The 26,572-nt window shown below is 45.1% G+C and carries 20 protein-coding genes; all 20 read right to left on the bottom strand.

Translation table 11 applies throughout. The features are described from left to right. Positions 1-52 precede the first annotated feature (52 nt). The gene (locus AC58QG_RS26775; protein ID WP_497365144.1) at positions 53-742 is read right to left on the bottom strand and encodes a CpsD/CapB family tyrosine-protein kinase; all 690 of its coding nucleotides are present in this window, start codon (positions 740-742) and stop codon (positions 53-55) included. After that, complete coding sequence (locus AC58QG_RS26770; protein WP_497365143.1) at positions 723-1,487, bottom strand: YveK family protein; 765 nt, start codon at positions 1,485-1,487, stop codon at positions 723-725. The genes AC58QG_RS26775 and AC58QG_RS26770 overlap by 20 nt, the downstream gene beginning before the upstream one ends. A gap of 129 nt (positions 1,488-1,616) precedes the next feature. Continuing rightward, positions 1,617-4,019, bottom strand: a complete 2,403-nt coding sequence (locus tag AC58QG_RS26765; protein ID WP_497365142.1) for an S-layer homology domain-containing protein — start codon at positions 4,017-4,019, stop codon at positions 1,617-1,619. 35 nt (positions 4,020-4,054) lie between these two features. Then, positions 4,055-4,825, bottom strand: a complete 771-nt coding sequence (locus tag AC58QG_RS26760) for a tyrosine-protein phosphatase (RefSeq protein WP_497365141.1) — start codon at positions 4,823-4,825, stop codon at positions 4,055-4,057. Positions 4,826-5,268: 443 nt separating this feature from the next. After that, positions 5,269-5,592, bottom strand: coding sequence for a hypothetical protein (locus AC58QG_RS26755; protein ID WP_497365140.1), 324 nt, complete (start codon positions 5,590-5,592; stop codon positions 5,269-5,271). Next, positions 5,564-5,785 (bottom strand): hypothetical protein, encoded by a 222-nt coding sequence (locus tag AC58QG_RS26750; RefSeq protein WP_497365139.1) that lies wholly within the window; start codon positions 5,783-5,785, stop codon positions 5,564-5,566. The genes AC58QG_RS26755 and AC58QG_RS26750 overlap by 29 nt, the downstream gene beginning before the upstream one ends. 148 nt (positions 5,786-5,933) lie before the next feature. Further along, a complete protein-coding gene (locus AC58QG_RS26745; RefSeq protein ID WP_056624593.1) occupies positions 5,934-7,829 on the bottom strand; it encodes a PrkA family serine protein kinase in 1,896 nt (631 codons plus the stop codon). 177 nt (positions 7,830-8,006) lie between these two features. Then, positions 8,007-10,295, bottom strand: coding sequence for a glycoside hydrolase family 95 protein (locus AC58QG_RS26740; RefSeq protein WP_497365138.1), 2,289 nt, complete (start codon positions 10,293-10,295; stop codon positions 8,007-8,009). Between the two features lie 11 nt (positions 10,296-10,306). Then, the gene (locus AC58QG_RS26735) at positions 10,307-12,142 is read right to left on the bottom strand and encodes a cache domain-containing sensor histidine kinase (RefSeq protein ID WP_497365137.1); all 1,836 of its coding nucleotides are present in this window, start codon (positions 12,140-12,142) and stop codon (positions 10,307-10,309) included. Then, the gene (locus AC58QG_RS26730) at positions 12,139-13,158 is read right to left on the bottom strand and encodes a response regulator transcription factor (RefSeq protein ID WP_497365136.1); all 1,020 of its coding nucleotides are present in this window, start codon (positions 13,156-13,158) and stop codon (positions 12,139-12,141) included. Before AC58QG_RS26730 ends, AC58QG_RS26735 begins: the two co-directional genes overlap by 4 nt. Before the next feature lie 78 nt (positions 13,159-13,236). Further along, positions 13,237-15,357, bottom strand: coding sequence for a glycoside hydrolase family 31 protein (locus AC58QG_RS26725; protein ID WP_497365135.1), 2,121 nt, complete (start codon positions 15,355-15,357; stop codon positions 13,237-13,239). Positions 15,358-15,375: 18 nt separating this feature from the next. Next, positions 15,376-16,338 carry a Gfo/Idh/MocA family protein gene (locus AC58QG_RS26720; RefSeq protein ID WP_497365134.1) on the bottom strand — a complete coding sequence of 321 codons (963 nt, stop codon included), beginning with the start codon at positions 16,336-16,338 and terminating at the stop codon, positions 15,376-15,378. 164 nt (positions 16,339-16,502) lie between these two features. Continuing rightward, entirely contained in the window at positions 16,503-18,080 is a 1,578-nt protein-coding gene (locus AC58QG_RS26715) for an extracellular solute-binding protein (protein WP_497365133.1), read from the bottom strand. A 251-nt stretch (positions 18,081-18,331) separates the two neighbouring features. After that, positions 18,332-19,897 (bottom strand): type 2 periplasmic-binding domain-containing protein, encoded by a 1,566-nt coding sequence (locus tag AC58QG_RS26710; RefSeq protein ID WP_497365132.1) that lies wholly within the window; start codon positions 19,895-19,897, stop codon positions 18,332-18,334. A 171-nt stretch (positions 19,898-20,068) separates the two neighbouring features. Continuing rightward, a complete protein-coding gene (locus tag AC58QG_RS26705) occupies positions 20,069-20,938 on the bottom strand; it encodes a carbohydrate ABC transporter permease (protein ID WP_497365131.1) in 870 nt (289 codons plus the stop codon). 28 nt (positions 20,939-20,966) lie between these two features. Further along, positions 20,967-21,923, bottom strand: a complete 957-nt coding sequence (locus tag AC58QG_RS26700) for an ABC transporter permease (protein ID WP_497365130.1) — start codon at positions 21,921-21,923, stop codon at positions 20,967-20,969. 101 nt (positions 21,924-22,024) lie between these two features. Further along, positions 22,025-23,227: a glucuronate isomerase gene (locus AC58QG_RS26695; RefSeq protein ID WP_497365129.1), complete on the bottom strand. Its 1,203-nt coding sequence runs from the start codon at positions 23,225-23,227 to the stop codon at positions 22,025-22,027. 152 nt (positions 23,228-23,379) lie between these two features. Next, positions 23,380-24,372: an aldo/keto reductase gene (locus tag AC58QG_RS26690; RefSeq protein ID WP_497365128.1), complete on the bottom strand. Its 993-nt coding sequence runs from the start codon at positions 24,370-24,372 to the stop codon at positions 23,380-23,382. A 39-nt stretch (positions 24,373-24,411) separates the two neighbouring features. Continuing rightward, the gene (locus AC58QG_RS26685) at positions 24,412-26,199 is read right to left on the bottom strand and encodes a glycoside hydrolase family 36 protein (protein ID WP_497365127.1); all 1,788 of its coding nucleotides are present in this window, start codon (positions 26,197-26,199) and stop codon (positions 24,412-24,414) included. Further along, a complete protein-coding gene (locus AC58QG_RS26680) occupies positions 26,196-26,570 on the bottom strand; it encodes a cupin domain-containing protein (protein WP_497365126.1) in 375 nt (124 codons plus the stop codon). Before AC58QG_RS26680 ends, AC58QG_RS26685 begins: the two co-directional genes overlap by 4 nt. Positions 26,571-26,572: the final 2 nt, after the last annotated feature.

Raw genomic sequence — 26,572 nt, 5'->3', positions numbered from 1 at the left:
TATTATGTTTTTGCTGCCAAACTTCACGGGAATCCCTCACTCGTAGGTGATCTTATTGACTTTCACCATAATAATAGTAATAGTAGGCATCTTTATTTTTGCGATCCACATTATTTAAGACGACTCCGAGAATTCTCGCTCGTACGTTATCTAGATTTTGCTTCGCTTTGAGCACTGCATCTCTCTTCGTTCTATCTGAATTAACGACCAAGATAACACCATCTGTACGAGAAGCAATGATCTGTGAATCCGTTACGGCAATCGCAGGTGGAGCATCGATTAGAATAACATCAAAACGTTGTTTCAACTCATCGATCGTGCTTATCATCTTCTTAGAAGCAAGGATCTCCGATGGGTTAGGCGGGATAGGTCCCGACGTAATAATTTGCAAATTTGGAACAAAAGTGTCTTGAAGTACTTCACGAATGGTTAATTGATTCGTTAGCAAATTGGTGAGTCCCCATCTATTGGATACACGCAAAGTATGATGCATGGTGGGCTTTCTGAGATCCCCATCAATGATTAATACTTTCTTATCTGTTTGCGCATAAGCTACAGCTAGATTGATTAATGTTGTTGATTTACCCTCACCAGGTCCTGCCGAAGTCACCATGATAACTCGCAATTCTTCATCAATGGATGAGAATTGGATGTTCGTTCTAAGTGCTCTGTACGCTTCGGAAATGGGAGACTTGGGATTCTGATGCGTAATAATGGGCCTTTTATTGGTTGAGTTTGACATCCGATCGTCCTCCCACTACTTCTACTTGTTCGTTAGTTTGTTTGCTATGATGATTTTGGAAATCTTCTGGCTTCATCTTCGTAATCATGGCTAGTGTTGGCAATCCGAGGAACTGCTCTACTTCTTCCTCTGTTGTAAGCTGATCGTTCAAGTATTCCAACAGGAAGGCAATCCCTAAAGCAATCATTAACGACACTACAAAAGCGATAGCTACGTTTAGCTTTTTATTCGGCTTAACAGGCACTGGATGTTCCATGTCCTTGGCCTCATTCAGCAATGAAATATTATCGACTTTCATAATCTTAGGAATTTCATCTTGAAATACGATCGACACGGCATTGGCAATACTCGCTGCGCGTTCGTACGAAGGATCTTGTACAATCAGAGTCATAACTTGTGTATTGTTAACTGAGCTGACTTTGACCGTATTAACGAGCTGCTCAGCAGTCATATTCAAATGTGGGTAATCGGCAATAACCTTATCCATGATTCTTGGTGTGCGAATAATCTCTTTATACGTGTCGATGAGTCTAATATTTAAATTAACTGTATTGATATCAACTTGAGATACGCCTACTTGATCATTTGATTTGTTTACAATTAACTTAGTTGAAGCCTGGTACACTGGTTGCAAAAAGAAATAGCTGATAATCCCCGTTGCTACTGTTGCCAGCACAACAATTGAAAGTATCATCCACACCCTTTTCCTAATAATTTTCAAGTAATCCTTTAAATCCAATTCCATGCCATTCCCTCCGTCTACATGATGTCATGTCTCGCCTTGGTCGTTGGTCTCATCTTATTTTTATTACAAAAGATAAGGAATCCCCCTCTATCTGGTAGAGATGAGGATTCCTCCTGAAATATACGGTTACTATTTATTCAACAAACGATAGATGACAACCGCCGCTTGTGCACGAGTAGAGTTGGCATTTGGATTAAATGCATTGCCTTCCTCGCCAATGACAATTCCTTCACTTGCTGCAAGTGCAACGCCAGCTTTCAAAGAAGCGTTAATCGCATTCACATCCGTGAATCCTTTGAGTGCTTCGTCTTCCTTAGCTGGGCTCAAGGAAATCCCTTTAAGTGCAAGTGCTCTGGATGACATTACTGCCATTTCAGCGCGAGTAATGTTGCCATTCGGGTCAAATTTGCCTGCTTCTTTACCGTTGACAATGCCATTCTTAACTGCGGAAGCCACGTAGACTTTGAACCAGTCAGAATCATTCACATCCGTAAAGTTCTCAGTTGCTGTTACGCTTTCCAAGGAGAACGTTTTTACGATCATTTTCGCAAATTCCGCACGTGTTACTAGACCGTTCGGTACGAATGCTTGATCAGCACGACCTTCTACGATCCCTTTGGATGCTGCAACTTGAATTTGTCTGCCAGCCCATACTTTAACGGAAGCTGTATCTCCGAAATCAACTTTATTTTCGACTACTGTATAAGTGGAGAACCCTGTACGCAGGGCATTCAATACGCCATTTTCATAGCTACCACCGTAGAACTCTAATTTACCGTCTACAATTTTGGCTAGGGATAATAGCTCAGTATCGAATTTGCTGCCATTAGGAACTGGAATCGTCACTTCAACTGGTGTATTGAAGTTGCTGATTTGACTGCCACCTGATGTAAATTCAAACTCGTATACCCCTGAAGCTACTGGTAGTTGTGTTGCACTTGTTGCTACTTTGCTATCTTGATTAGTCACTTTAAGTGATGTATCAGCACCAAATTCGGATGGATTCATACCTAATGTAAGACCGTTCATGGAAATGGCTAGCGTATCTACGCCATTAGCAATTGCTGCATCCAATAAGGCTTTATCTAACGGAATTTCCGTTGTTTTAGCAGAGATTGACCCGAAATCAAGTTTAAGTTGAATCTTCTCCACTTTTGCATTTGGATTCAATTTTTTCAATTGATCGTTAAGTTCTTTGGCTTTCGCAGCAATTTCTTTCATCTTGTTTGCTAGCTCGGCAACATTTAGAGTTGGTTTAGCTGTATCGCCTTCAACTTTAATAAGTGATTGTAGATCAAGTGTAGCTAGTTCACGAATGGCATTGGCGACTGCTTCTTGTGCTTGTTTGAAGATTTCGTTTTTCTGTGCTTCAGTTGCACCCTCAAGTTTTTTAGCAAGATCACCAAAATCTACCTGTGTTGGGTCAGTAGGATTAACTGGAGGAAGTACAGTGTTACCGCCAGTGTTACCATTACCTCCGGTGTTTCCACCATCTCCATCGTCTGTGCTATTCAATGTTTGTTCAGGAGAAATATACAGCAGAAGACCAAATTTGGTATCGTGTGCTTGGAGAACACCTTTTCCTGTTTCAGCACCGTCAAGTATAAGTTTACCTGATTCAAATTTCACACCAGTTCCGCTTTGTTTGCTCCAAGTCAGAAAAGAATTTAATGGCAGGTCAAATACAGTAAGTTTTGGTTGGAAGACTGTTGAACTCGAATCCAAATCTTCAAGTTTGAACTCGTCTGCCAACACGTAACGGATACCAGCAGATTCAATGGCTGATCTTGCTGCAATGGCTTGCACGCCAATTTTATTCGCAATTCTATTCTGAACTGCATTAAGATCACCAAGTGTAATTCCATAATGATTTAGGAATGTACTGATCAATAAATTTTTCGACAAAACGTCTTTATCAACAATATCACTCAGTGCATCCTTGATATCTTGAGAGGAACCCCCGAAGAAAGCTTTCCCAACACTTTCAAGTAAGTCATTCTGGTTTTCTTCCGAAGCTAGCGCTTGAAGTGCAACTTCTTGGAAAGCAATGACATCAGCCTTAGTTAAGGTTCTTCCGCCAGCTTCTTTAAAAATAGCGTCAATTGCTATTTTAATATCCGGATCGTTAAGCAATGTATCAATTGTTTCACTAGACTTGTCATAGAATAAATCCAAGCTATTAATTAGAACAAATATCGGATCTACATTTACGCCTACACCTGGACTTACTTCAACCTCACTCAATTTAGTCCAGACATTCCCAAGTAAAACCTTCATTTCATCCTTCGTAATGTCATGGTCAGCAACAAGATCTCTTGTCGCCTTTACAGCTGCAAGCCCATCAGCATCCTTAGCTAGCTCATCACGCAAACCATCCAACTTATCTTGTAAGGAACTTTCAGCCGAAGCCACACCTGTTGTAATTCCCAGTTTATTAGCTAGACCTTGCTCGCTTAATGGAAGTCCAGCAATGGATGCAAACATGATGCTTGCTGCCAATGTTGTTACGGTTAATTTCTTTTTCATCGTCATGCTAAAATTCACCTCATTAAATTAGTTGTGTTGCTTTATTTAGATTTCCAAAACTGAAACCACTTCGGTCTCGCCCAAACAGGGGGTTGCGTCGCGATAGTAAGATTATGTATGATCCTGTTGGCATTGTTTTGAAAAGAACTCACAATAGGTTGTCCCAGCTCAGCACGCAAAGCTTCATACCCTTCGGCAAGTGCGAACCCGCGATTGGTCGTGTTGTGCGCATCAGAAGAAATAAAGTGAGCCAAGTGGTTCCTACATAAATCAAACGAGAAGGATTGAATAGATTTGCCAAAGTGACCCAGCAACGAATGAGCCGTTACTTGAGTCAAAGCTCCTAGTTGCACCAATTCAAGTAGTTTCGTAGGATCCTGGACAATCTCACGATTGCGTTCAGGATGTGCAATGATAGGCACAATGTCCAGCAACAGCAGCTCATGAATGATTTCATGAATCCCCGTGGAAATGTGGTCCGATGGGAATTCCAAAAGCATGTAATTAGACCCATCTAACGTGGTTGTGCGCCCAGCTTCAACATCGTCGATTAATCCCCGATATATGCGAATCTCTTGACCTGCATGAATACGAAGAGGAATTTTCCTGCTAGCCAGCTCTTCCTGGAACGATATCACGCGATCTGTAACCAAGTCTGCGTCATTTGTAAATCTACCATTCTCGTGATGCGGGGTAGCTATTACGGTATGTATGCCTTGTTCCACGGCTGCCTTTGCCATGTGAACGGCTTGCTCCAAATCAGATGCCCCATCATCTAAATCTGGGAGGATATGACTATGTATATCAATCATAGGAAACCCCAATCATTAAAACTATCTTCAAAAATTTCGACAAAATATTAGTATATTTACCATCGTTCTGTTTAAACTCTTAGTGAAAGTGTAACATATATACGATGTGTTGCCTACCTTAAGAACTAGGAAATTAGCACCACATCGGCATTCTTTATGTAATATTAATCAAATTTTTACCTTTGTAATAGTTCCGAATTTTATGTGCAATTTAGGCATAATTCGTTACGATATACCAGAACAGTCTAAAATGTCCCATATTTCCATATCATTCGACAAAATACTACAAATTGCACTTATTATTCGACATTAAACAACATGGGTCAGGTGCTTGAATTTTCTGTAAACTTAAGTTTACAATTTAACATAAACTAGCCTAAACACAGGAAGCCTCTTTGCATTTTTTTTTACGAAAGAGGCATTTAGCGTGGATTTCATCTCTATTATTTCTTTAATTTCATCAAATCGCACAGCCCTACGAAGAAAACAACAATGGTTGTGAGTACGATCATTCTGAAATCCCAAGCATTCGGAAATTCATTCATTTTGGTATCTGTCGCACGTAGAATGAGAATAAAAAACAGTAAAACTAAATCAAAAAACATACAATAGGCCATTCTTGCGGAGAGTTTATGAAGTGGGAGTTTGTCCATCATTTTGCCGAATCCAAATAAATCACTCCACTTCCCGGATTCAGACTTCGACTTCTGGGGGGTGTTGTCTTTATCCTCTTGTTTATCAGCGATCAGTTTTGGCTCGTTTGTCATCCTCCGCGCCAACTCCTTGCAATGATTCGACTGCATCCTGCCACATTAGAACAGCCCCTATGAAGCTTACACCTGCAATGAAAATCCCCCCCAAAGGTGTCAATAGCTTCAACTCCCATGTCAAGATGATAGCTAGAAAGCTTACTAAGATTAAAATATAAGCGCCTGTTATTTTCATTGAGTTCCCTGCCATGATCTTCTACACCTCCTCTATTATGAAGCTAAAGTAGTATATGAGAGATTCATAGATTACGTGTTAGGCAACAATCGGCATCCTGTGCACAGTAAAAAAGACCTAAGGGGTCGTCACCCGCTCAGGTCTTTGGCTTCAAGACGTTCGCCTATCTATTCAATAAGCTTCCTACATACCGCAGTAATTCATTGGCGCAAACCGGGCAATAGCCGTGCTCATCAATGAGCTGCTTTGTCACATCATTAATTTTCTTCAGCTGCTTCTCATCGGGTGTTTTCGTCGAGGTCGTAATCTTCACGATGTCCTTCAGATCAGCGAATAGCTTCTTCTCAATTGCCTCACGCAGCCGCTCGTGACTGCTATAATCGAATCTTCTGCCTTTGCGCGAGTAAGAAGAGATACGAATCAGTATTTCTTCGCGGAATGCTTTTTTCGCATTTTCCGAAATGCCAATCTGCTCTTCAATGGAACGCATGAGACGCTCATCTGGATCCATCTCCTCGCCGGTCAACGGATCCTTAATTTTACCCCAGTTGCAATACGCTTCAATATTATCCAAGTAGTTATCGAAAATCGTTCTAGCCGACTCTTCGAATGAGTAGACGAAAGCTTTCTGCACTTCCTTCTTGGCAATATCGTCATATTCCTTACGGGCAACGGAGATGAAGTTCAGGAAGCGCTCCCGCTCATCCTTGGTAATCGATGGATGCTGATCCAGACCGTCTTTCAAAGCACGCAGCACATCTAGCGCATTAATACATTGGAGATCCTGGCGGATCAAGGCACTTGAAATTCGGTTAATAACATACCGTGGATCAATTCCGCTCATGCCTTCTTCTTGGTATTCATTTTGCATTTCCTTCAGATCAGCTTCCTTGTAGCCTTCAACAACTTCTCCGTCGTACATGCGCATTTTCTTGATCAAATCCATGCCCTGCTTCTTCGTTTCCTTCAGACGCGTGAGGATCGAGAAGATCGCGGCTACACGCAGCGCATGCGGTGCAATATGAATGTGGGACATATCACTCTGTCCGATAAGCTTGTAGTAAATTTTCTCTTCATCAGATACACGCAAATTATAAGGGATCGGCATGACAATCATACGAGACTGCAAGGCCTCATTTTTCTTATTCGCGATAAAAGACTTATACTCCGTTTCATTCGTATGTGCGATAATTAACTCGTCAGCACTGATCAGGGCGAAGCGACCCGCTTTGAAATTACCCTCTTGGGTAAGTGAGAGCAAATTCCACAGGAACTTCTCATCACATTTCAGCATTTCCTGGAACTCCATGATCCCCCTGTTCGCCTTATTGAGCTCGCCATCGAACCGATACGCCCGTGGATCAGACTCAGAACCAAACTCTGTAATCGTCGAGAAGTCAATGCTTCCCGTTAAATCCGCGATATCCTGCGACTTGGGATCTGAAGGACTAAACGTACCAATCCCTACCCGGCCTTCTTCAGAGACAAAAACACGCTCTACATGCACATCTTCAATACAACCGTTGTACTCCGTTTTCAAACGCATTTGGCACGATGGGCATAAGCTGCCTTCGATTTTCACATTCAGCTCGCGCTCGATCTCTGGTCGCAACTCCATCGGAATCAGATGAAGCGGCTCTTCGTGCATCGGACACCCTTTGATCGCATAGACTGCCCCTAAATCCGTTTTGGCAAATTGCTCTAATCCGCGTTTCAGCATGGTCACAATTGTGGATTTCCCACCGCTTACAGGACCCATTAGCAACAAAATACGTTTACGAACATCCAATCGACGGGCTGCGGAATGGAAATATTCTTCCACCAGCTTCTCAACGGCACGATCTAGACCGAAAATCTCTTGGTTGAAAAACTTGTAGGATTTGTGGCCGACTTGGTCGTTGATGCCTTGCGAAGCAATCATGTCATAGACCCTTGAATGCGCAGTTCTCGCGAGTCCAGGATTACTGCGAAGCAATTCTATGTACTCCGCGAACGTACCGGTCCAGCTCAATGAATCCTTCTCCGTACGATGCTCTGAAATTCTTTTGAATATGTCCATGGGTACCTCCTTTCACTGCTGCCTTTACTGGCAATAGGTCAGCTCGTGATGGTGAATTGTGTACTACAATCCTATGCACCCAAGAAGGATAACTTGCCCGAAATTTTAAATTGTCACTGATTTCTCTCTTAGTGATTTTTGAAAATGGAAATGACTAGTATTCCAAGTCAATGTTCCCTATTTTCTGAAAATGTCATACGTGCAGCCCGCTTCAACTCGAAATTCGATAACCATTTGATCCCTGTTCACTAGGATGTCTTCTCCTCCACAGCGCACCAGAACGGCTTCACGAGTACGGACCCTGCACTGTCCAGACTTAGCTGCACGGATTACCGCTTCCGTTAATTTGCCATCGGACCACGTAAGATCAATCACATATCCATTGCGCCCTCTCAAGCCGCTCACAGCCCCCTGTGGCCACGCAGACGGCAGGGCAGGGAGCAAACTCAGCTCACCCGCATGTGACTGCAGCAGCATCTCAACGATACCAGCTGTGGCTCCGAAATTGCCGTCAATTTGAAAAGGTGGATGCGCATCAAACATGTTGGGATACGTTGATTTTCGCAGCATATGACTCAAATGCGCATGCGACTGTTCACCATCCTCTAGCCTCGCATACATATTAACGATCCACGCGCTGCTCCAGCCCGTATGCCCACCTCCGTTATCTAATCTGCGCTGAAGGGTTGCTGAAGCTGCTTTGGCCAATTCCGGCGTACGATGCGGGCTTATTTGCGTTCCCGGATGCAGGGCAAACAACTGTGAAATATGACGATGCCCTGGGTCCTCCTCTGCATAGTCCTCCAGCCATTCCATGATCTGACCATGTCTGCCTATCTGAGGCTTAGGCAGCCGTTCTAGCAGCGCGGAGAGCATATCTCGCAGCTCACGATCTACCTGCAGCTGATCGCTGCTCTGGATACATGCCGTGAACAACTCATGGATGATCTGCGAATCCATAGCGGGTCCCATGGTCAATGCTCCTCTAGTTCCATCCGCCAATACGTATACATTTTCGGGCGAGACAGAGGGTCCCGTCACAAGCTGACCATTCGGCGCTTCCACCAAATAATCAACGAAAAAGGCTGCAGCTTCCTTCAAGATTGGATAGGCTCTATGCTGCAAAAATTCCTTATCATGGGTAAACAAGAATTGCTCCCAAAGATGCAAGCTTAGCCATGCTGCTCCCATTGGCCAAATCACGCAAGTCGGAAACAAGCCCTCTGGCCGTGTTTCGCCCCATAGGTTTGTGTTGTGATGAGCGACAAAGCCGGAGCATCTATACAGCTCCCTTGCTGTTTGCCGACCGCTCACTTGCATGCGTTCAATATGATCGAACAAAGGTTCATGACATTCGGATAATCCGCATACCTCTGCTGGCCAATAATTCATTTGCGTATTGATATTAATCGTGTATTTGGACTCCCAAGGCGGTGTAAAGCTGTCATTCCAAATGCCCTGAAGATTCGCTGGCAAACATCCCGGGCGGGAGCTGGCGATAAGCAAATACCGGCCGTAGTGAAAGTAAAGCTCCGTCAATCCAATATCCACATTCGAATGTGATTCTTGCAGCAGCTTTAATCGCTCATCGGTAGCCAAATCATCTAACGGATCATGCTCCGCCAGTTGCAGACTCACCCGATTGTACAACGTTTGATAATCGTGGATATGCCGGCGCTCTAGTTCTTCCGCTTTAAACTGATCCGCAGCCGCGATATGCAGCTGGCATGCTGCTAATGGATCCGACTCTCGAAATGTGCTGGCTGCGGCAAGCATCAACGTCACAGAGCTAGCCCCTTCCACGGACAGGAAATCGCCAATGACAGAGACAGAACCGTCCTCGGCTTTCGCCTTCAACACACAGGCATATTCAACACCGTGCTTCCCACATTCGCCGCTCATCCAGATGCTGTCAGCCGATAACCTGCCTGATTCCCCCTCGTAGGGTCTGCGGTTGAGATTCGCCGAGAAGTTCAGCTGCCCAGGTTGATCACATTCCAGTCGGATAATGATCACTTGATCTGGATTGCTGGCATACATCGTACGACGATAAGTGACTCCGCCAACCTTATAGCTTGTCCGAGCTACGGCGTTCTTGATATCCAATTCTCGGCGATACCCTTCAACTTCACCTTTTTGACCATGAAAATAAAGCCTCAGGTCTCCCAAAGGCTGATACGGATTATAATATTTAGGCGTGGAGAAAAGGGACATTCGCGTTAATCGCGTGGCCTCTTCCACCTTACCTCCAAATAGCAAATCCCGAATTTCTCCCAAATAATGAGACCCATCAGGGTTCAGTCCATCCTTAGGACCTCCGTACCAGATGGAGTCTTCATTTAACTGAATTCGTTCTTCCTGAACGTGACCAAAGATCATCCCGCCCAACCGACCGTTGCCAATCGGAATCGCCTCCACCCACAACTTAGCAGGCTGCAGATACCACAATTTCTCACGATTGTTCAAGAATACGCCCCCTATTCAACGTTTGGCTTATCAAGCTGTTTAGGCGATGCAGGCATCACCATGATCATTTTCGTTCCCTGCTCAGCCACACTTTCAATCCTCAGTCCATAGCTCTCCCCATAGACCATTTGAATGCGGCGATGGACGTTGAGCACGCCTATGCCGCCCTTTTTGCCCGCTTCATCTGTTTCCGCATCTGCCAACCGGTTTGCGCTCAATTTCTCTTGGAGCTGTGTTAATTTGGCCTCCGTCATCCCTGAGCCATTATCCTCAACGCTGATCCAAAAAATCCCGTCGACGACGCCTCCGTCAATGCGAACGAAGTGATAATCTTCCAAGCCGTCCGGAAATGCATGCTGGAACACATTTTCCACTAAAGGCTGGAGGGTCAAACGAACCATAACATGAAGCAGATACTCCGGCTTTATCGCAACATCAATCTCAAATTCACGGCCAATTCTGTGCTTCAGAACAACAATATAATACAAAACATGCTTCAATTCGTTAGCAACGGTAATCTCCTCGAGATTGGTTTGAACCGAATATCGCAGCATGTAAGCCAAGGCCTTCACAATTTCCGATATCTCCTCTGATTCTTGGATCGTGGCATAGCAAACAATCGTCTCGAGTGTGTTGTACATAAAATGAGGATTGATCTGCAGCTGAAGGGATTGAAACTCCGCTCGCTGACGCTCCATGCGAATCTCTGAGTTGCTGATTTCAACCTGAACCACGCGGTCAACGGCTTCGGATAGCCGATTAACCATCAAATTGTAGCGGACCATGAGCTCAACAATCTCGTCCTTGTGAGGGGGTAATGGAATCGTGGCCCAATTCCCTTTCTCCGTCTCTCTCATCCCGGTTTTTAACACTTGAATCGGCTTCGTAATCGACTTACCGAATCGATACGCAAGTAAAATCGCCAGCACCAACGTAAATAAACCAACGATTAGCGTTGTAGAACGAATGTTCATCAAAGGTTTACGCAGTTCACGCAGCGGCATGGACACAACAAGCTGCCAATCCGAATAATCGGACTTCCGGCTTACATACATGCGCTCGTCACCCTCACTCGTGTCGACGAAGGCAGAAGTCCCTGCTTGCTCCAGCTTCTCTACAAACGCTTGCGGCACATCGGATCCGACTTTTTTCCCATCCGGGTGATAGACATATCGTCCTTTATTATCAATGATAAACAGATAGCCGTATTTCCCTAAATCAATCCCTTTCCATAGGGCCGATAGATCAGCCGATCGCATCTCGATGGCGAGGATGCCACTCAATTCAGGTGAGGTGAATCCTCGAAAACGGCGAACTAACGTAAGCATTTGATTATCTTGACCTTCAATGATCGTATGGTTCAAAATACTTAGTTTGCCATCAGCTGCTGTATTGGCAAGAAAATATTCGCGCTGCTTCCGCTTATCCTCCAAATTGAAAGATTGCTCGTTCACACCATTATAGTAATAAACCGCATTCAGCTTATCACTGAGCAAATAGACAGAAGCCAACTTCGGATTACGAATAAATAACGGATCGACACTTAGTTCGAGAATCGTTTTCCGAGCAATATAATAGTCATATTCCTCTCGATCGGCCTTCAAATCAATAAACTCCATGACCTGTCTGTTCGTCAAAAGCGATACAATGGAGCGTTCATAATCTTTCAAATACAGATCGGTATGATGAACCGCATTTCCGACGATCTGGTTCATTTGATTCTCAACCATTTCCGTTAATTCACCGGAAGAAGTCATGTAGGAGAAAATACCAACACTGCTAAGTGAAAGAATGATAACGATCAAAAAATAAACAAATATCTTCTTCGTTAACCCTCTAATTTTCATTTGATACCAAGTCCTGCACGATATTCAGAAGGCGATACGCCTACAATTTTTTTAAAGGTTTTCGTAAAATGCGGGTAATCGTCGTACCCGACATCTGCAGCTACATCCACGATTCGGACATAAGGAATAGCCAGCATTTCTTTTGCCTTCATCATTCTTTTGTTAATCCGATATTGAACAAAGGTTTCCTGTGTTACTTTTTTAAAAAGCGAGCTGAAGTACGTCGGTGTCAATCCGACCATGGCAGCAACTTGATCTAACGAAATGTCTTCCGATAATCTGCTGTCAATATAACTTTTGGCCTCTTCCATCGGATCTTTGAAGCTTCCGCTTCGAACAGCTTGCAGTCCCTTGGCCATTTGAATCAAACCTCTATTAAACATGTCTAAGGCTTCCTTCACACTATCTGCCTTCCTATAGGCTTGCGTGATAGACGGTGAGTAGTTGCGGGCTTGGAAGCGCTTGACTAACAGGGCATGGCAATCATCCAATAGTTCTTTAAGTCCAGCCAGCGATACATTCACTGAGAGACAATAGTCTCGCCAACGATCGATTAAGCTGCCAAGCTCCTCCATTTGCAAAGCCCATATTTGCTGCTCCATTTGATCGATCCACTCAATGTAACGGGAGGGCGGCATGTAGCCGCGTGAAGGCTCTTTAATTAACTGATTCAGCATGTCATGTACATCTGCTGTCGTGACGGGTTTCAACATATAATGACGAACACCATAATTCACACTTTTTTGTGCATATTCAAAATCACTGTATCCGGATATCACAACCGTTTTGATTTGCGGGAATTCCTCATGAATGATTCTGCAGAGCTCTAATCCGTCCATTTTCGGCATACGAACGTCTACCAGCACAAGATCAGGCTCGCAGGCACGAATGCGTTCCAACGCATCCACGCCATTCTCGGCTGTCTGAATTCGTGAGAAAGCAGGTTGGTACATTTCCGCCATCTTTACGATTCCTCTGCGAATGACAGGTTCATCGTCTACTATTAATACGTGCATGTCCAGACCTCCTTGCATGTCTCAGAATCAATATCCAATTATGATAACTCACCGTGATCGGTTCTTCAACGGAGGGTGCTACAAACGCTTTTGTGCAAAGCGCCACGTGACAGAACTGTATGCTTGCGGCTTCTCAGTCGGTCCAATAAGCTGTCCCTCGAAGGAGCCATCTGCATGTCGAGTGACTGTTGCTTTCCACATGCCGCATACACCTGACTCATAGTCAAACGTTTCCCCGTCATCGTCGTACAAATTCCCTTCACCAGCTGCATCACCGAAATGAATGATTTCAAGCGGGACTTTTGTACCCATCGGTGGGACATGCGACAGCGCAGGCATCAACGGAATGACAGCTCCGTTCTTAACAAACACTGGAATTCTTTCCAAACCACATTGTATCTGAATGATGCATCCACCTTCGTATCGTTCCCCAGTCTCTAATCCATACCAGATTCCCGGGGGGAGTAGGACTTCTCGCTCAGATTCGCCTTCGACAAGAGGGGCTACTAACAGGGCATCGCCGACCATGTATTGGTCATCCCATTCTCTCACTTTTTTCTTGCCGTAAGCGCCATCTGTCGTGTTCAAGGTTTGCTCAGCTGCTGCCGCTTCCATCGCCTCGGCTGCAGCAATTTCTACTGGGGACATCACAAATGGCATGGCACGGAAAGGAGGAATTCCCTTTTCTCGATATGCTGCAAATGCGGTATACAAATAGGGCAGCAGTCTCATCCGCAGCTTGATATAGTGGCGAACGGTATCCTCAACCTCTGGGAAGGACCACGGTTTCGTTCCGTCTCCCCAAGCATTGAGCATCGCGAGTGGCGAGAAGATGACCGTTTGCATCCGTCTAACCCAATCTTCGGCATTTCTAGCTCTTCGCACTTCCGGCGTCCACAACAGCCCGCTGAAAGAGGCGTTACATACACCGCGAATGAATTGCTTATGATCATAAAGATCCGAATACAAGACATAAGGCATAGAAGAAGCCGCGGCATTCGATGCCCTAACAAGTCCGTATGTTCGCCGATTTTTGCTGCGGAATAGCTCCGTCGTCATCATTTGGAACATTAACCCATACATTTGTCTCATCTGCTCGCCGTCCAGACCGGATGGAAACTGAGCATGTCCTGGAAACATCCAGGAGTTGTTGGTCAAATCACTGCCGTCACATTCATCCAGCTTGTAACCGGCTACCCCAATATTGACATGCTGCTCTTCATGCTGCTTCTTATAAAGCGCCACAGCTTCAGGCAGCGAATAATCAGGAGCAAGCCCTCCCCATACCGAGTGACTCCCCGAAAGTGGCTTCAATTCCTCATATATCTCACTCTCCGGTGATACAAAAGGATGCTCCCACAGGTTCACACGAAAGCCTTTACGGTCCAATTCTTTGACGAACTGTTCAGGTTCAGGGAATCGGCTGTTTTCCCATTCATAGCTGACCGGGTAGCTATGGCTGTGCCAACCAGGTTCGAGTCCGATCACATCACAAGGCATATCGTGCTGGCGGAACTGCTCAGCTTCTTCGAGCACTTGCTCGTCTGTATACAACGTCGGAACACGATGCCAGAAGCCAAGTCCCCACTTCGGAGGCAATGTACCTCCACCGCAAAATAAATTATATCTAGCCACCACGTCCGAAAGCGTTGGACCGCCAAACAGATAAACATCTGCACCTTCTTTAGGTATCTTGATCTCTACGCGCGTTGCGACTAAAGTGGCTTTCCATCCCTTATCAGTGTTTCGATCACGTATATCCTCGCTTAGCGTCTCCTCTTGTCTTACGGTTGAGCCGCAATACATGGTAACGATTCGTGAAGTATCCACCAACACGCCATACCCGAGATCGCTTATGTAGAAAGGCACTGGCGCATGCGTCTCCCCTGTATCTTGCTTAGGATCACTGTTTACCCGCAAATAACGGTTTCTTCCGCGTTGATTCATTCTTAATAATTGCAGGCCTGTCCCATACAGCTTTTCCGTACGATTAAGCGGTATAGATAGCATGCGATAGTCACCTAAGTCCTCGATTTCGAGGCTTTCTACTGCAAATGGAGGATTCACCTGCGGCAGCTGTTCCAGAGCCTCTGATTTCAGTGATACTCCCATCAAAGAGAGCGGTGTCATGCCCTGCGGATTTCCTATCGTAAGTCGCCATACGCCTGGTGCCGATTGTTGCCAATTCGTTGTCTGCATGTTTATTTCCCCATTTCTCTATAAATTTGGAACCTCAATGTACATGGTTCTGCCGGACTCATTAGCCAGCTTTGTGTAATGAACAAGTGCTTGGGTTTTCAAATAATCCCTGCCGCTAGTTTCCGCTTCGCGTCCCTCACGGAGAGCTGCCAGAAATTCAGCCAATGTATCTGTCTCATCGACACCACTTAGATCATCAACGACCACGACTTTACCGTCCCAAATGAGGCGGATTTCTTTATCGATGACTTCCATCGCGCCTTCGGTTCCTTCAATTCGCCAATTGCCGCTCCATGGCGTCTCCGTCCCTCTGGCAGAGATGGATGCGTTGTAGGCCGCTGTAATGCCACCTTCCATTTCAAAGAAAGCATACGCATTGATAAGCGCTCCTTGCTCTTTCCAGGCGCCAATTGGATTGTACAGCTTCGATTGAACCGATTTCCCTTCTTTCCCGGTGAAATAGCGAATCATATCTAAGTGATGGACCCCGATATCATCCAGAATACTCACGGTATATCTCCGCTGAACATGGTGGTATCTGTAGAACTGTATATCCATAGACGAAATATTACCAATAACACCTTCGTCCAAAAGCTGTTTCATTTTACGAATATAAGGCATCCTGCGGTAATTCTCTGCGATCATAAAGGGGATCTTTTCCCTAGCCGCTCGAGCTACGACATCAATGGATTCCTCATAATCAAAGGAAATCGGCTTCTCGCACAAAACAGCCAGATTATGGTCAAACGCCGCATGGTTCACCACGGTGTGCATCATAGGCGAAGTCACGTTTACTAGAAAATCAGCCTGTTCGTTCTGCAGAGCATCTTCTAATGACGTGTAGAAAGGAAAAGAATCATTCTGCATCTTCTCTTTCATTGCTATATCAACTTCAACAACAGCTGCTAATAATCCTTGATCTCTCAGACGTTTATACCAGCTGAACCCAGCTGAACCTAAACCAACCAATATCGCTTTCATATGTACGACCTCCCAAAGGCTTCAATGGATTTATTATAGGGGAATATTCATCCAAGCAGAACGGACTAAATTAAGACAACATGTGTTTTTTTACGATTTCGGCAGATGAAAGGCATCCCTCCGCAGAATCTTCTGCATGTGGGATGCCTCTTTGGAAAGACTGTTTATTTCTTTATGTCAATCATAATCGCGCCTTGCTTCTTGTTCCAACGATCAGTCGCTTCTTTAATAATTTCGTTGCCGCCTTTGGCTTTATACTCTTCGATCACCTTCGGCCAATCCGTGATTGGTTCTTTGCCATAAATCATTTTGATCATGTGATCAATGACGATTTTCGGGCCTACGTCAGGCTGCGGAGCTGCAAGATCTGGGAATTTAGCAAAGCTGCTCAAATCCGGATAAAATCCGATACCGGGCAAACCTTCTTTAGCGAGAACGTCATCGAATGCTTTCAGCGTTGCTTTTCCATCTTCGTTCAGCAGCAATCTAGGTTTATTATAGGTGGAGTCATGCACAGCCCACATCGTTCCGCTACGGAACCCTTCTTCATCTGTCTGTTCCTTTGTCGTCGGGAATTTGTATGTGATATTCCCGCTGCTATCCTTCGTATAGGAATCCCCTTCGATCCCAAAGGTGAAGAATGTCTCAGCTTCTGGCGAAACCATCCAATCAAACATTTTAATAATACCTGCAGCCGTATCTGGTTTCACATTTTTATTAACAAAGAAGGAACGAATGACGGGTGCATAATAGAAATATCCGCCTTTTCCTTCAGGTCCTTTAGGTGATGGAATGATATCAACTTTTGACCCTGCAGCAGCTTGTTGGATCTTCGTACGGTAACCAGGTAATCCCGAAGCATTTTGCGACCAGATGCCCGCTTTGCCTGATTCAATACTTTTCGTGAAATCGGTAGAACTGATGGTTGCGAATTCCTTAGGAATCAAACCTTCATCATACATCGTTTTATACGTGGCAAGTGCCTTTTGAACATTTTCTACATCGAAAAATTTCGGTACGACTTGACCATTTACTAACTCAAATTGATCCTTATACGGCAAAACATCGAAAGCTCCTAGAATAATGTCCGCATACTTGAAGTTTTCTCTCATTTGATATGGACTCTCTACACCCATCTTCTTAAAAGCTCGCAGCACATTCAGAAACTCGTCAACAGTTTTAGGTGCTTGCAGCCCTGCCTTTTCCAGCAAATCTGTACGAATATACGTCGAACGGCGGGATGGATTGCTCAAAAATTCGGGAACGCCATAAATCTTCCCTTCATACGAAACACTATCCCACGCCGATTTGGGTACCAATTTTAACAAATTAGGCCCATTTTGCTTCAGAAGATCATCCAACGGCATGAAAACACCGTTCTCTACAGAGCCGGACATTGACTTACTCCCAGGACCTCCGATACTTCCAACAACATCGGGAATATCATTACTTGCGAACATAACTCCGAATTTGGCATCCTCCACAACCTTGACGTCCAAATCCGTATTGGTCAGCTCCTCAAGTTTCAGTATCCACTTATCCTTGTTCAAATCTGGAACGACGGTATGGTACCCCGTGCTGACCGTCGTTGGATACAGCATCGAAAACTTGACTGGTGCTTTCTTCACATTCCCTGATGGCTGCGGAGAAGCATTTCCATCTACTTTTCCATCAGATGAACATGCCGTTAAAGCGGAAGCCGCCAGAACGACAGCCAGACTAAGACTAATTGTTTTTTTCATGAAACTCCCCTTCTTTCCCTACAGAGTGCAAGCGATTTCATAATTCTGTAAGTATCATAACGAATATTTGTTATTACCAGTATGTATAAATTTAAGCTGACTTGTCATTTTATACGATTAAGATTTGACGTTCTCGCACCTCAAATTTAGCATGAAATATCAAAAAATAAAAACCACCCACACACACGAAGACACTGAAGAACTTGTCGTTTTTCAGTACCTCCGCATCCGGGGCAGTTTTTTATTGATTACTATTTCTTACCTAGGAATAGAACTCCCTTTTTACTGTTGTAGCGGTCGGTCGCTTCCTTAATGATCTCGTTGCCGCCTTTGGTTTTATACTCTTCAATAACTTTTGGCCAATCCGAAATCGGTTCCTTGCCATAAATCATTTTAATCATATGATCCATAATAATTTTCGGAGCAGCATCCGAACCTGGTGAAGCAGCATCCGGATATTTGGCATTGGCCTCCAAATCAGGCGCAAAGCCGATTCCTGATAAACCTTCTTTAGCCAGAATATTGTCAAATGCATTCAGAATGTACGGTCCATTAGGATCCGTTTGCATTTTCAGACGGTTCACGGTACTTTCATGAGCAGAGTGCAGCGTACCACGGTGATCCTGCTCTTCTTGCTCCTCTTTGTTAGTCGGTTCCTTATACTTAATTTTACCGTCTACAACCGTATATGTATCTCCTTCAATACCGAAAGTGAAGAATTTATAGGCTTCTTCTGACGACATCCAATCAAAATACTTGACGATATCAGCAGCTGTTTCAGGTTTCACGTTTTTATTAATATAATGCGCGCTTGTTACTGGCAAATACATCAGGTAACCGCTCATGCCATCAGGGCCCTTCGGAGAAGAGATGACATCGATCTTTGCGTCCTTCACCGCGTTTGGAATGTTTGTCCGGAAGTCATTCAAGCTAACCAGGTTGGAGGACCAGATACCAACCTCACCAGAACGTATATTTTTCAACCAATCCGTTGATGATGTTGTCGCGAACTCCTTCGCCATCAAGCCTTCATCAAACATGGTTTTATATACGGTTAGGGCTTTGGTCATATTCTCCACATCGAAAAATTTCGGTACCACTTGACCGTTCACCAATTCGAATTGTTCTTTATAAGGGAGCACATCGAAGGCGCCAAGAATCGTATCGGCATATTTCAAGGTTTCACGGCCGCCGTAAGGATATTTGACACCCATATCTTTAAACTTTCTGAGTACGTTCAGAAATTCATCGACTGTTTTAGGCGCTTGCAGACCGGCTTTCTCCAGCAAATCCGTACGAATAAAAGTTGCACGTCTGGAAGGATTGTTTAGCCAGTTCGGAATCCCGTAAATCTTCCCATTATAGGATACCGAATCCCAGGCTTCCTTGGGGACATTCTTCATTAAATACGGTGCATTCTGCTTCAGCAGATCATCGAGTGGCATGAAAACGCCCGCTTCTATGGAGCCTGACATCGCTTTATCTGTCGCTGTACCCAAGCTTCCAACTACATCGGGAATATCGTTGCTCGCGAACATGACGCCCATCTTGCTTACTTCCGTTACTTTAAGCGTGAGGTCTGTGTTGGTCAACTCCTCTAGTTTCTTCACCCATTTGTCATTATTAATGTCAACTCGAGTATGGTATCCAGTATTCGTCGTGGTCGGATAAGAGATAGAGAACTTGGTCGCTGGCTTTTTTACTGCTGGTGTGGCTGTTGTGGACGTTGCTTGCTGTGGATCAGTTTCTGTTGAACAACCCGCTAGTGTACCGACAGACAATACAGCGATGAGTGCGACATTTGTAACTTTTTTCAAAAGAACCCCTTCTTTCCTAAATGTTATGAATGACTTACCATTCACAGCATACACAGGATACAAAAATTTGAAGATTGGTAAATTTATGATGTGCTGTCGTTTTTTGTGATTTTAAAAGAAAACCTGAACGAGGCCATTCCAAAATGAGCGACAGCGTTCAGATGTAGGTGTTTAAGATTTCACCGATCCAACCATCATACCTTGGATAAAGTGTTTTTGCAGAAACGGATATACACATAGGATTGGAATCGTAGCTACGACAATGACCGCCATCTTGATCCCTTCCGGTGATATGAATTGCATTAATTCCGATGATACGTCTGATTGCCCCAACTGATCGGTAAATACAATTTCCCTCAGCCGCACTTGCAGCGGAATCCATTGACGATGGTCGATATAAAAGACGGCCTCAGCATAACGGTTCCAGTGACCCACGGCATACATAATGCCCATCGTAGCCATCGCAGGTTTAGATAGAGGCAATACAATATTCCAAAGGATCCGGAATTCTCCGCAGCCGTCAATTCGCGCCGAATCAAGCAGCTCCGATGGCAGGTTAAGGAAAAACGAACGCATAACGAATAGATTAAAAGCGCTTATCGCCATTGGCAGCATTAAAGCCCAGAGGGTATTCAGCAACCCTAATTGCTTGATTAACAAATAGTTAGGAATTAATGGTGCGCTGAAAATTAACGTAAACAGCACCAATAGCAGAACCGATTTACGGTACAAATACTCGGGTCTGGACAAGGAATAAGCAAGTGTTGTTGTCATAAACAAATTAATGAACGTACCAAATACGGTAATGATGACACTATTCCGAAACCCAATCCATATCGTCGGATCCTGTAAAATAAGCTTATAGCTTCCCAATGTGAAGCCTACTGGCCAGAACGATACATCACCTGCATTAATCGCCGTGTTATTACTTAAGGACTGAGCAATAATGTGAATCAAGGGCAGCACCATACTCAATCCGAGTGCCCCTAACAATAGAATGTTGAATACATTAAAAATTTTATGACCTCTTGTCATAATCATAGCAATTCACCTCCGGTCTCCTTCCGAATCAGTACAAGCCTTCTCCAGTCATTTTTTTACTAAATGTATTACTGATCATGATAAGTATAAGACCCACTACCGACTTGAATAACCCAATCGCAGTCGTGTAGCTGTATTGTCGATCAACAAGCCCTGCCCGGTAGACAAACGTATCAATAATCTCCCCATTCTCATTATTAAGCGGGTTAAGAAATACGAAGACGCGTTCGAAACCGAAATCGAGAAAATTACCAATTTGAAGCAGAAACAAAATGACGATGGTTGGCAGGATACTAGGAATCGTGATGGAAAATACTTGTCGAATGCGACTGGCTCCATCAATTTGTGCAGCTTCGTACAGATCAGGATTAATGCCTGCAATCGCTGCCAAATAGATGATCGTCCCCCATCCGCTATCCTTCCAAATCCCTGAACTAATGAGAATGGTCCGAATATAGCTGCTTTCCCCTAAGAAATATATCGGCTCAACACCAAACAAGGAGAGTAAATGATTGACGATTCCCGTAGAAGGCGACAATACCCCAACAACAACGCCACCGACGATGACCCATGACAGGAAGTGCGGCATATAAACCACGGTTTGTACAATCCGTTTGTAAGCCATGATGCGAACTTCATTAATGAGAAGCGCCAACAGGATTGGTACTGGAAAAGCGAAACAGATATCGTAAATGCCGATGATGATCGTATTTTTTAAAATCTGCAGGAAATCGGTATAGGCAAACATGCGTTGGAAATGCTCTAAACCTACCCATTCACTTGCTTTAATTCCTTTGAAAATGTTGTAGTTTTGAAACGCGATGACCGAACCGAATAATGGGATATATTTAAAAAGTAAGAAATAAATAATTCCCGGTAATGAGATCACATAAATTGGCCAATGTTTTCGCATAAAAGCCCATTTCTGACTCTGCGATGTGAAATTATACATGGTTTGATCGGATGGCTGTATTTTGCTGGCCATGTTGTCCTCCCCCTCTTGCCTGCTGCATCGTTTTGACTTCTTCATCTTACTAGGGTTGTTCCAAAGTGGCGATGGTGAAACTTATAGCGCTTTGTGTTTTTTTACGATTGAGCAGCCCCGTACCGCTTCGCTGCACTTTGGTACAACCAATTCTCCGCAACATAGATGGCTGTATCGTAATCGATCCAACCTGCCTCGATTTGCCCCCACAGGAAATCACTCACAAGCTTTTTGACAAGCACGATCTTGCCGTAACTCCACTCCATACATCTGGCGTCAGAAACAATGAGTGAGCTTTTGATCGCCGGCAGCGCCTCTAACCGGTACTGCATACTATCGCGATATGTACTCGCACGGAAGTTAAACCACCAATGTCCACCAACATGAACGTTCGGGAAGTTCCATGCGGCTTGAACAATATCCAAATTGTTGAGTTCCGAGGCCACCACAAGCTCGAAGGTACAGGCATAGGCTTCAAACAAGGCTGATAGCTTTAGGATCCGAGCGGGGTCATTGACTGGAGTGGCTGTTCCACACCAGGAACGTTCCACGCCGAGAAACAGCTGTATGAGAAGACCCCTTTGCTCCGCTGCGGCTCCTAATTCGTGCAAAAGCATCATGAATATCTCATCCTTGGTGCTGCCTTGCCCGACCACAACCTTCCGGTTCGCGCTGGCTTCGTAACTTGGCAATGTGGTCATGATGCCCGCGTAACCCGCTTCCTTATAGGAATCCAATAGCTGAGACAATTGCTCTCGCACTTGTGAGAAAGCTCGGGCTGGATCATGCGACAACGCGACTTCTTTGACCCATCCGCCGATTTTCCCATCAATTCGCGGGATCAGGATGGCGTTCTCTCGCATGTTTTGGAACGCTGCATGTTCGGCAATATTCACGACGAATCTCTTTACGTTCAATCGGTCTGCTACTTCCTGCGCCCACGTAGCACGCTGCGCAGACTGTTTCACGGCGGCGTCAGCCTCCCTGATTGATGCAGCGTCACGGATGACAACGCCGTATAAATCTCGGAAAATATGCGTCATCGCCACATTCATCATCGTATTTCTCGACCCATGATAAGCTTCCAAGAAAGCAGCGATACGTTCGTCCTCCGGAAGTTCCATGGCATTCGCTGGGTAACCGGCAGCCTGCAGTTCACGAAACAACCAGAAATAGTGGGCTATCTCCCAGAAGTCGCCCGCGCAGAGCCGATCCCCCACTAGGTGGGTGTGCGTATCCACAACAGGCAACTGCATAATCTGCGCCTCAAAATCTTCCTTTCCCCGCTTCATCTGCTTATCCATTCCTCTTCCTCCTTTTACACGCTATATGTCCTGATGGTACATGGATTGCCTGATCTGTTACATGGGATAACTTCCACTGGGTTGTGATTTTTTATGATTTTTGAAAATAAAAAAAACCGAATGGACAACAATGTCCACCCGATGCTCTTAGCTCATTTACTTAATATGTGATCAATAAGATCCAATTCTTCCTGCGTGAAATCAGGCTGCTTCAAAGCGGCCACATTATCATCCAGCTGACTCACTTTACTTGCTCCAATTAAAGCAGAAGTCACAAGTCCCTTACGAAGAACCCAAACTAAAGCCATTTGGGCCAGACTTTGCCCTCGCTCCTGAGCTAGTACATTTAAAAGACGTGATTTTGCGATCTTTTCCTCCGTAATATCCTCAGGTCTTAGGAACACACTGACGCCTGCAGCACGGGAATCCGCCGGAATATTTTCCAAATAACGATCCGTCAGAAGTCCCCTAGCGAGAGGACTGTAGGCGATGGACCCCACACCTTCTCTTGCCAAAATATCTTGCAGCCCCTGCTCCAACCGTCTTTCGAACATCGAATAATGTACTTGATGGATGATAAACGGCGTGCCAAGACCTTTCAAAATAGCTGCGGCTTGCTCCGTTTGCTCCGCATTATAGTTGGACACGCCGACATACAGCGCTTTTCCCTGACGTACAGCCTGATCCAAAGCACTCATCGTTTCTTCCAAAGGTGTGTCCGCATCGAAACGGTGCGAATAATAAATATCCACATATTCCATGCCTAGTCGCTTCAAGCTTTGATCAAGGCTGGCCAGCATGCTTTTACGGGAGCCACGCTCCCCATATGGACCATCCCACATGCGGTAACCTGCTTTTGTAGCAATAATTAACTCATCACGATAGGGATGCAAATCTTTTTTCAAAATTTGCCCAAACACTTCTTCCGCTGAGCCTGTCGGTGGACCATAATTATTCGCAAGATCGAAATGCGTAATCCCCAGATCAAAAGCATGACGCGCAAGCGCTCTGCTATTCTCGAATAGATCGACACCACCAAAATTGTGCCACAATCCAAACGAAATCGGCGGCAGCTTTAAGCCACTCTTTCCGCTTCGATTGTATGGCATGTCTGCATATCTTCCTTCATTTGCTGCATAGTTCATCGTTGACCCCCCAATTTATGACTATCGTGTTTCTACTCTTTATCTGATAGAGATGGTTGCAAGACCTGACGCCGGAATCGCAAGCTTATGAATACCTGCCGTCAATTCGACATACAGCTCCTCCGTGATTTCACCGCAACAATTGCGAATGGTCACCCTTGCTATCCCTATTTCACCTGTAACCTCTACATAGAGTCCATCCTGCCTTCTACCGTTCACAACGATCCATTGAGACACGGGCATGGCTGCATCGATAGCATCGATAGGCACAATTTGCTCATGATAAGCAACGATAATCCCTCGATCCTCATGTACAGCCCGGACTAACGGATATAACAATTCCGGATTCATAGGTTCGATTCGGCCGTCCAGCAACAGCGTACGATTCTCTTTCCAGAACGCAAGCCAGTAGGTAAGCATTTTCAAATGATCAGAAGGCAGTTTATCCAAAAGGACAGAAACCTGCGGCACCGAGAACAAACAGTTAATCAACTGTAAGGCGGCGCTTTCCACGGGTTCTTCAGGATGCCACATGATCATATCGGCATGAGCCGCCGTGTTTCCACAAATCAGCCTGAGATCTAGCGTTCGCACGCGATTTTGAATGCTGTCGTTCGGACAGTCGGAAGCACGGAACATGTTGCCGTATTTGCGCATCGCCGGACCGATATACATTTGGCGGAACTCAATCATGATAGCAGGGTTTAATTCTCTCAATCTACCAATAGAGTCCGTCAGTAGGCGGTCAACAGCAGCAGGTATCGACTCATAATCCTTACCTTCCACTGTGGAAGGTAGCTGCAGTTCAGGCGAATAGAACGTATCAATAAAATCAAGCTTGAAGCCGTCCAAGCCCCACTCTTTGACCGCTTTTTCATAGGTATTGATTATATATTCCCGGACATCCGGATATCTCGGATCCAACACGGCTGCTCCGTGTCCTTCATTAAATCGAAGGATTTTATTATTGAACCGATTCCATGCCTGACTATATTTGCCGATAAAAGGAACGGAATACCAGAGGATAAATTTCATGCCTAACGCATGAACCGCGTCCACATGCCGCTTCATATCGGGGAATTTGCCCTCATAGGTCTCCCAATCCCCGCAATAGGCATACCCTCTGCGGTTATCTGCCGTCTGCCAGCCATCATCTACGATGACAGCTTCCATCCCCAACGTCTTAGCGATACGGCACTGTTCTTCGATATGGGCATCTGTTACATTCTGGTGCATGCTATACCAGGTTGAATACATCGGTTCCTTGGCAGCCTCAGGGACGAATGCTGGTTGATATTCCAGCATCTCACTCCACCACGCTTGAACGCCATCAAGGCTTTCATAGTAAGGAACATCTCTCGTATCTACGAGAAGCTTCGCTTCATACGATTGGAAAGGCGCCGTCGTCTCTGTAAACAATTGGACGCAGCAATGGAAATCAGCGGTTTCCTCACTGATGCCACCCGAGTAGTGTACCGTGTTAAGTGCATCTGAATAGGCAAATGTTAGCCTATTACGACCCACACTATTAAATAACGCATACACAGGAGCCGATGCAGCAGCATTGGAGCGCAAAGTGCGCATCCAATCGGCCTTAAAGCTCTTATTCCGGTCCTGGGCTGGATGCCAGCTGCCTTGAATGTCACAGGCGGGATGCGACCATCGAAGTGTGAATACGGGGGGCGCTAGCGCCTCCTCCGCTTCCAATCGCAGCGTGATGAGATCGATCCCCTTCTGGAGCTTTGTCGTATGCAACGTGACGGTAAACCCATGCTCCTCACTCGATAAAGCAAATGAATGGGTGTCCGTGGTTATGATTTTGTTCACACTACATCCTCCTGCTGTTGATTCTTATGGCGATTCGCACCTGCATGGCACCAAACAGTGACAATTGGGTCGTCCTCACTCGAAATAAGGTGATGATCCTCACCTGGTTCAACAATCACAATATCTCCGGTAGTTACCGGAATAAACTCCCCGTTCAATTCCATCGTTCCAGTTCCTTGCAATATAAGGAACGCTTCACAATCTCCGTGAACATGGTAGTCTCTCCCCTCAGGACCATCATTCGTATGGCTGCGGTCGCCCCGTTTCGCGAAAGACAGACCGCCTGAGGATAAATAAGCACCTGGTAATACATCCTGCAAAATGTGACCGTTCCTCTTATCCTGTAAATCGCTCAAACGCAGCTTTTTCATCT

It is taken from the genome of Paenibacillus sp. J22P169, assembly GCF_059691995.1.
This window is presented reverse-complemented; position numbering and strand designations above follow the sequence as displayed.

Coding starts and splice junctions, on each gene's coding strand:
- AC58QG_RS26735 (WP_497365137.1), bottom strand. CDS start 12,142: ATGAAAATTAGAGGGTTAACGAAGAAGATATTTGTTTATTTTTTGATC.
- AC58QG_RS26765 (WP_497365142.1), bottom strand. CDS start 4,019: ATGACGATGAAAAAGAAATTAACCGTAACAACATTGGCAGCAAGCATC.
- AC58QG_RS26695 (WP_497365129.1), bottom strand. CDS start 23,227: ATGGATAAGCAGATGAAGCGGGGAAAGGAAGATTTTGAGGCGCAGATT.
- AC58QG_RS26680 (WP_497365126.1), bottom strand. CDS start 26,570: ATGAAAAAGCTGCGTTTGAGCGATTTACAGGATAAGAGGAACGGTCAC.
- AC58QG_RS26760 (WP_497365141.1), bottom strand. CDS start 4,825: ATGATTGATATACATAGTCATATCCTCCCAGATTTAGATGATGGGGCA.
- AC58QG_RS26755 (WP_497365140.1), bottom strand. CDS start 5,592: ATGACAAACGAGCCAAAACTGATCGCTGATAAACAAGAGGATAAAGAC.
- AC58QG_RS26730 (WP_497365136.1), bottom strand. CDS start 13,158: ATGCACGTATTAATAGTAGACGATGAACCTGTCATTCGCAGAGGAATC.
- AC58QG_RS26690 (WP_497365128.1), bottom strand. CDS start 24,372: ATGAACTATGCAGCAAATGAAGGAAGATATGCAGACATGCCATACAAT.
- AC58QG_RS26775 (WP_497365144.1), bottom strand. CDS start 742: ATGTCAAACTCAACCAATAAAAGGCCCATTATTACGCATCAGAATCCC.
- AC58QG_RS26705 (WP_497365131.1), bottom strand. CDS start 20,938: ATGATTATGACAAGAGGTCATAAAATTTTTAATGTATTCAACATTCTA.
- AC58QG_RS26770 (WP_497365143.1), bottom strand. CDS start 1,487: ATGGAATTGGATTTAAAGGATTACTTGAAAATTATTAGGAAAAGGGTG.
- AC58QG_RS26750 (WP_497365139.1), bottom strand. CDS start 5,785: ATGGCAGGGAACTCAATGAAAATAACAGGCGCTTATATTTTAATCTTA.
- AC58QG_RS26720 (WP_497365134.1), bottom strand. CDS start 16,338: ATGAAAGCGATATTGGTTGGTTTAGGTTCAGCTGGGTTCAGCTGGTAT.
- AC58QG_RS26700 (WP_497365130.1), bottom strand. CDS start 21,923: ATGGCCAGCAAAATACAGCCATCCGATCAAACCATGTATAATTTCACA.
- AC58QG_RS26745 (WP_056624593.1), bottom strand. CDS start 7,829: ATGGACATATTCAAAAGAATTTCAGAGCATCGTACGGAGAAGGATTCA.
- AC58QG_RS26725 (WP_497365135.1), bottom strand. CDS start 15,357: ATGCAGACAACGAATTGGCAACAATCGGCACCAGGCGTATGGCGACTT.
- AC58QG_RS26715 (WP_497365133.1), bottom strand. CDS start 18,080: ATGAAAAAAACAATTAGTCTTAGTCTGGCTGTCGTTCTGGCGGCTTCC.